The sequence below is a fragment of the Variovorax raffinosi genome (assembly GCF_051216615.1).
In the GTDB taxonomy this organism is placed as follows: domain Bacteria; phylum Pseudomonadota; class Gammaproteobacteria; order Burkholderiales; family Burkholderiaceae_C; genus Variovorax.
Window position 1 is genome coordinate 1105714 of record NZ_JBPJZR010000002.1, and the last position, 7012, is coordinate 1112725.

The window sequence follows — 7012 nt, forward strand, 5'->3', positions numbered from 1 at the left end:
GGTGCGGGTTCATTCCGGGCGAGTGCGAATGACACCAGGTGCTCCCCTCCGCGAATGTCCCCCGCTTCGCTCCTCCTTTATTTCGCTGCGGGGAGCACCTGGTGCCATTCGCACGTGGGCACGCTGCTGGTGAATCGCTGATCAACCACCACTCTGTCCAACGCTCACGTCGATACGGTGCTCTTTTTCGCGAAATAAAGGAGGAGCGAAGCGGGGGACATTCGCGAAAAAGAGCACCGTGTCGGCGGGAGCGTCGCCCTGAACAGCAGCGCATCAAAAACCAAACCCCGCCCTAGTCCTCGAAAAAGCTGACAGCCAACCCAGGCGTATCGACCCGCATAGAGATCACCGTGCCCGAAGCCGGACGCTGCGCAATCTCGGCTGCGGGCCGCCCCTTGCGAGCGCTGGTGACGAACAGCGTCTTCAGGTCGTCACCGCCGAAGCAAGGCATCGTCGGACACTGCACCGGCGTGGCGATGGACGCCACCCGTTCACCCGAAGGCGAGAAGCGCAGCAGTTGCGCCCCCTCGAACATCGCCACCCAGTAGTGCCCCTGTGCGTCGATGGTGGCGCCGTCCGGGCGGCCGTCGTAGTGCAAGGGCGAATCGGGTGTCCAGCCTTCGGGCTTGGCATTGAACTGCTGGAACACGCGCGCATGCGAGAGCGAATTGCCCTCGGCGTCCCAGTCCCAGGCGTGCACCACGTGCGCGGCGGTGTCGGCCCAATAGAGCGTGCGGGCATCGGGCGAGAACGCAAGGCCGTTGGCGGTGGTGGACTCGTTGAGCATCTGCGTGATGTTGGGCGAGATGCCGGTGTCGCTGCGCGCATCGAAGCAGTAGAGCGCTGCGTTGGCGCGGTCTTTCGCCTCGTTGAGCGAGCCGCCCCAGAAGCGGCCCAGTGCATCGCACTTGCCGTCGTTGAAGCGCATGGTGCGCACGTCGTGCTCCACGCGCGCCATCGCGACCAACTCGCCACCCCACTCGCGCGCGCGATAGATGCCGTCGCGCAACGCGATCACGAGGCCGCCGCTGCGCGCGGGCGCCATGCAGCCGGGCTCGGTCGGCAATGGCCATCGCTCGACGGTGGCGGTCGGCGTGCCGATCTCGCCGCGCGTGCGCAACACGGCGCGGCCGGGAATGTCGAGCCAGTAGAGCGCGCGTTCCTGCGGATGCCAGAACGGCGATTCACCCAGTTCGCAAAGGCTGTCTTCGATGGAGGTCCACATGGTGTCGCCGATTGTGCCCCCGGCCGTCGAGGCAACGGGCAAAAAAAAGCCCGCTGGCGCCGAAGCGCTCGCGGGCTGAACATCCAAAGGAGACTCTCGCTTGAAAAACTCGTTACGAAGATTTGTTCTTGTAAGAAAGGATGGTGGTCATCCGTTCCGCTGCAGGGCCGCCTGAGGCAGCCCCACAGTGGCAGGGGATCAACGGTTGTAGGCGGTTTCGCCGTGGGAAGAAATGTCGAGGCCTTCGCGCTCTTCTTCTTCCGACACACGCAGGCCGATGGTCAGGTCGGCGATCTTGTAGGCGATGAAGGCCACCACGCCGGACCACACGATCGTGAGCGCCACGCTCTTGATCTGGATCCAGACCTGTGCACCCATCGCGAAGGTGTCGGGCGTTGCGCCTCCGGTGCCGCCCAGGCCCTTGGCTGCGAACACGCCGGTCAGGATGGCACCCAGGATGCCGCCCACACCGTGCACGCCGAACACGTCGAACGCGTCGTCGGCGCCGAGCATGCGCTTGAGGCCACCGACACCCCACAGGCAGACCAGGCCAGCCAGCAGGCCGAGCACGATCGAACCCATCGGGCCGACGAAACCGGCGGCAGGCGTCACAGCCACGAGGCCGGCAACAGCACCGGACGCGGCGCCCAGCATCGAGGCCTTGCCCTTGTGCAGGCTTTCACCCAGGATCCACGACAGCGCGGCGGCAGCGGTGGCGAGCACCGTGTTGATGAAGGCCAGGCCTGCAACGGCGTTGGCAGCACCCGCCGAGCCGGCGTTGAAGCCGAACCAGCCGACCCACAGCAGCGAAGCGCCGACCATTGTGAGCGTGAGCGAGTGCGGCGTGAACGCTTCCTTGCCGTAGCCGACGCGCTTGCCGACCATGTAGGCACCGACCAGGCCGGCCACACCGGCGTTGATGTGCACCACGGTGCCGCCGGCGAAGTCGAGCGCGCCGTCCTTGCCCAGCAGGCCGCCGCCCCACACGATGTGGGCGATCGGCACGTAGCTGAAGGTGAACCACAGCACCGAGAACAGCAGCACGGCGGAGAACTTGGCGCGCTCCGCGAAGGCGCCGACGATCAGCGCCACGGTGATGGCCGCGAAGGTGCCCTGGAAGGCGACGAACACGTATTCAGGAATGGTGGTCAGCGCACCGAAGGTTTCCTGCGTGATGCCCTTCATGAAGATCTTGTCGAAGGTGCCGAAGAAGTTTCCGTCACCCGAGAAGGCCAGGCTGTAGCCGTAGATGGCCCACAGGATGCTGATGAGCGAGAAGATCACGAAGACCTGCATCAGCACCGACAGCATGTTCTTCGAGCGGCCCAGGCCGCCGTAGAACAGCGCCAGGCCGGGAATGGTCATCAGGATCACGAGCAGGGTCGAGGTCAGCATCCAGGCGGTGTCGCCGGAGTCGATCTTCGGTGCCGGTGCGGCAGCAGGTGCCGCGGCTGCCGCGGCAGCGGGCGCCGCATCGGCGGCGGGTGCTGCTGCTGGCGCGGCCGGCGCTGCGGGTGCAGCGGCAGCAGCCGGTGCCGACGCAGCCGGCGCTTCGGCCGTGGCCGCTGCGGGCGTTTGCGCAAAGCCGGTGGTGCCGGCGGCCAACACGCTCAAGCCGAGCGCAAGAGAGACAAGCAGTTTTTTCATAATCGTTGTTCTTTCGTGCCAGGACTCGGTCAGAGGGCTTCGCGGCCCGTTTCGCCGGTGCGGATGCGAACGACCTGTTCGAGGTTGTAGACAAAAATCTTGCCGTCGCCGATCTTGCCGGTGCGTGCCGCACCCTCGACGGCTTCGATCACGCGATCGACGAGGTCGTCGGAGACGGCCGCTTCGATCTTCACCTTGGGCAGGAAGTCGACCACGTACTCCGCGCCGCGATACAGCTCGGTGTGGCCCTTCTGGCGACCGAAGCCCTTGACCTCGGTGACGGTGATCCCCTGCACGCCGATGGCCGACAGTGCTTCGCGCACCTCGTCGAGCTTGAACGGTTTGATGATGGCTGTGACCAGCTTCATGATTTGCTCCTTTGGATGGAAATGAAATGGTGCGGCAGCTTGGGCCGCGCCTCGTTGTGGTTGTTTACAGCGTCTTCGTCAGCGTGAGGATGAAGCGTGCCTTGTTCGGCGAGTAGTTCGTCTGGCCGAAGGTACCGAAGCCGAAGTCGTAGCCCGGGTTGGCCACGGCCACGTACGAGCTCTTCTTGTTGGCGCCCTGCACCGAGCCGGTCAGCGACAGGCCATTGCCGAAGTCATAGCTCGCACCGATGTTGTAGTCGACATAGCTCTTGTAGCCCAGGCTGCGGATGTCGCTGGACATGTTCGTGAAGCCGACGGCCGCCTTCAGCGTGACCTTGGGCACGATTTCCTTGCTGTACGACAGGTTCAGGTAGCCGGTGTTGGTGCCCTTCAGGCCCGAGCCGGCCTTGTTGCCTGCGTAGCCGAAGTAGTCCTTCGACACGGTGTGCGAGTACTTGGCGGTGAACGAGCCGATGGTGTCGTTGGCGTAGGTGGCGCCGACGTACAGCTCGGTGGTGTTGCCCGAGGAGTTGCCCGGGTAGATGTAGGTGAGCGCACCGACGTCCATGTCCACCGGGCCGGCCTTGAACTTGTAGCCGCCGTAGATGTCGCTCTCGATGCTGTTGCCCTTGAGCCAGTTGACGCTGGAGTTCCAGTTGCCCACATAGAAGCCGCTGTCGCCGAAGGCGTAGTCGAAGCCGCCCTGGATGGCGGGCTTGAAGCCCTTGGTCTTGGCGTAGTCGTTGCGACCCAGCATGTCCTGGTCCTGGCCACGGAACTTGTAGTTGGTGGTCAGCGACACGTTGCCCGTGAGATTGGGGGCGGGAGCGGCCGCTGGTGCTGCCGCGTCCGTCGTTGCAGCGGTCTGCGCCAGGGCGGCGCCCGACGCGGTCAATGCAGTGGCCAGAACGATCAGCGCCTGGACGGCGGAACGGTGCGTCATCGGGAAACTCCTCGCAAGTGTGTTGTTGAACCTGATGACCCCCAAAGCAGGGAGCGTGCCAAAGTGCACGAATACGGCCCTTCAAGGCGATGGCGGTGGCCCGTGTTGAGAGCCAATTCGCTACAACGGATGTTTCGAGTGGTTGCAGAAGCCCCGTGCGCTGCACCACACCGGGCATGAGAAAGATGGGCGCACCATCTTGGGGAGAGGGAGAAGAATGAGTCTGTCTTTGGTGCAAAGCCGCGCTTTGCTAGGGCTGGAAGCGGCCAGTGTCACGGTCGAGGTGCATCTGGCGAACGGCTTGCCCAGCTTCACGCTGGTCGGTCTGGTGGAAACCGAAGTCAAGGAAGCCCGCGAGCGGGTGCGCTCGGCGATCCAGAACGCGGGGCTGGAATTTCCGAACAATAAAAAATCGTCGTCAATCTCGCGCCCGCCGATCTGCCCAAGGACTCGGGTCGCTTCGACTTGCCGATTGCGCTCGGCATCCTCGCGGCCAGCGGGCAGATCGACGGCGCCCGGCTCGCCGGCCACGAGTTCGCCGGGGAACTGTCCCTTTCAGGCGAGCTGCGCCCCGTGCGCGGCACCCTGGCCATGGCACTGGCGCTGCACACGCGTGGCGTGGCCACACGGCTCGTGCTGCCCATGGACAGTGCGCAAGAGGCCGCACTGGTCCCGGGCGGCGAGGTGTATGGCGCCCGGCATCTGCTGGACGTGGTGCGCCAGTTCATCGTCGACAGCGACGCCGCCTCGCAGCTCCCCGACGCGCCGCACGACGGCTGGGCGCGGGTGCACCCCGCGCCCGGCGCGGTCGCGCCGCTGTATGCCGACCTGGCCGACGTCAAGGGACATGCAGGCGCCAAGCGCGCACTGGAGATCGCCGCGGCGGGCGGCCACAGCCTGTTGATGGTGGGCGAGCCGGGCTCGGGCAAGTCCATGCTCGCGCAACGCTTTGCCGGCCTGCTGCCGCCGATGAGCATCGACGAGGCGCTGGAGAGCGCGGCCGTGGCCAGCCTGGGCGGGCGCTTCGCCACGGAAAGGTGGATGTCCCGCCCGACGGCCGCGCCGCATCACACGGCCAGCGCGGTTGCTTTGGTGGGTGGAGGCTGTAAGCGCGGTCGAAAAACGCGAACGCGTTTAAATAAATGCGAATCTGCGATTTCGTCGGTATTTAAATGAGAACAGCCTCGTTAGAGGCAGCAAAACCGGGCCCGGATTCTGAATGAACGTACAGATCCGAGTGTTCTTCAATGGCCTTCCGATCACCTCTTGTCAGAGACATGCCAGGTGCTGGGCACAACCCTTCACCAGTAAATGGCAACTCGCTGCGCTAGTGAAGGACTGAGGAAAAATCGCGGCAGAGCAACGCCGCTAGCTCGTGATCTGGGAATCTGTCCACAGCCGCCTTCCACACGCGGCTTGCCTCTTCCGACTCTCCGGCGTTCCAATGTACGCCGCCCATGTTGAACCACGCCAATGCGCGGTCGGGATTTAACGCGATGCACCGCAGGTAGGCATCGATCGACTCACGAATGCGTCCCAATTTCTCATAGGCTACTGCGACCTGGTACCAGCTCAGATCATCCGGTTGAATCGTCTCAGCTTGTGGCAATAGAAGCGGCAAGCTCTCCTCGGGGCGATCGAGAAAATTCAGCGCCGTGCCGAGGCAGTAGCCATAGTGCCCACCCGCGAGTTCATAGGCGATCCGAAAGCACCGCTGCGCCTCCTCCCAGTTTTCATCTTCCTGCGCCCAGTGCCCCAGACGATCCCACAGGAAGGCGGCGGCCTCGCCCTGCAGATGCCGGATACCGGTCTCGAATTCAGTCTTGAACGCAAGATAGGTCATGTCTGCAGCCCGACCTTCCGAGCGGAGGTACAGCTTGCTCAACAACCGCTCTCCCACTCCGTGGGGACAGTTCGGATGCACCGTTAGATATCGGTCCCAGAAAGGAATACTCAGCCTTGCGTTCTCCGGTGCGGAGCGCCCAAAGCTGGCGACTTGCCGAGCACACCACGGCCAAATCCAAACCTCGTTTCCCGCATCGCCGAGCAGCGTATTGATCTCACGAAACGCCGCCCTTGCGTCGCCCAGGTTGAACAGGACATTTATTCGCCAAGCCACCACCGAGGACTGATTACCAAGCGTACCCTCGGCAAAGACCACCTGATCGAAGTGCGCGAGCGCCTCTTCATACTCTCCATTTTCAAGGCAATGATGCCCCAGGGCGCAATGCGCTTCTGGAAGCTGGGGGCTGTATCGCAGCGCCTCGCGAAAGGATTCAGCAGCCTTGTCTCGATGGCTGAGCTTGTTGTAGCTGGAACCGAGGTTCTTGTAGCACTGCGCAAGCAGCGTTGTATCTTGGTCGGGAGTCAAGTACTCAAGCGCCGTCTCATATGCCTTGGCGGCTTCCTCGTCCCGTCCAAGTGCAGAAAATCCGTTTCCTATGGTGTAGTGAAGACTCCCCTTCTGAAAGCGGCCTGAATCGATCAGGGACGCAAAAAGTGAAATTCCATCCTCGACGCGAGCAGCATTGCAACTCAATCCCGCCATACCGAGATTGATTTCGGCCATGTAGCAATAAATCATCGCATCATGATTCCGATGAAGGACGGTCGCGAACTTCTCAAACGCGGCGCTGATCACATCATTCGCATCGCAGTCATACAGCTTTCTGAGCATTGCATCGGCCTGCACAACACTTTCCGGAACATGCAGTGTTAGCGCCAGTGCAATCGTGATCAGCGGTGCCAATCGAACATTGACCAGGGGCTGGAGCTGGTTCCGCTAGGAGCCAACTGTGAATAACTATAGGTTGGATGCCTCGGTGGGTC

Annotated in this window: 5 protein-coding genes and 1 pseudogene; 1 reads left to right on the forward strand and 5 read right to left on the reverse strand. The window is 63.1% G+C overall.

Annotated features, from left to right (window positions below; all coding sequences use genetic code 11):
* Positions 1-292: 292 nt before the first annotated feature.
* The 4 genes from ACSFB7_RS11090 to ACSFB7_RS11105 all read right to left on the reverse strand — a co-directional run bounded on the left by ACSFB7_RS11090 (position 293) and on the right by ACSFB7_RS11105 (position 4183).
* On the reverse strand, positions 293-1225 hold the full coding sequence (locus ACSFB7_RS11090) for an SMP-30/gluconolactonase/LRE family protein (RefSeq protein ID WP_435469919.1): 933 nt from the start codon (positions 1223-1225) through the stop codon (positions 293-295).
* A 198-nt stretch (positions 1226-1423) separates the two neighbouring features.
* Positions 1424-2872, reverse strand: a complete 1449-nt coding sequence (locus tag ACSFB7_RS11095; RefSeq protein WP_435469921.1) for an ammonium transporter — start codon at positions 2870-2872, stop codon at positions 1424-1426.
* Between the two features lie 29 nt (positions 2873-2901).
* Complete coding sequence (gene glnK / locus ACSFB7_RS11100) at positions 2902-3240, reverse strand: P-II family nitrogen regulator (RefSeq protein WP_007833403.1); 339 nt, start codon at positions 3238-3240, stop codon at positions 2902-2904.
* A gap of 64 nt (positions 3241-3304) precedes the next feature.
* Positions 3305-4183, reverse strand: coding sequence for a TorF family putative porin (locus tag ACSFB7_RS11105; protein WP_435469923.1), 879 nt, complete (start codon positions 4181-4183; stop codon positions 3305-3307).
* A 217-nt stretch (positions 4184-4400) separates the two neighbouring features.
* Here ACSFB7_RS11105 and ACSFB7_RS11110 point away from each other — a divergent pair.
* Positions 4401-5287, forward strand: a pseudogene (locus tag ACSFB7_RS11110) (YifB family Mg chelatase-like AAA ATPase); the annotation flags it as partial.
* 223 nt (positions 5288-5510) lie between these two features.
* Here ACSFB7_RS11110 and ACSFB7_RS11115 read toward each other — a convergent pair.
* A complete protein-coding gene (locus ACSFB7_RS11115) occupies positions 5511-6932 on the reverse strand; it encodes a tetratricopeptide repeat protein (protein ID WP_435469925.1) in 1422 nt (473 codons plus the stop codon).
* Positions 6933-7012: the final 80 nt, after the last annotated feature.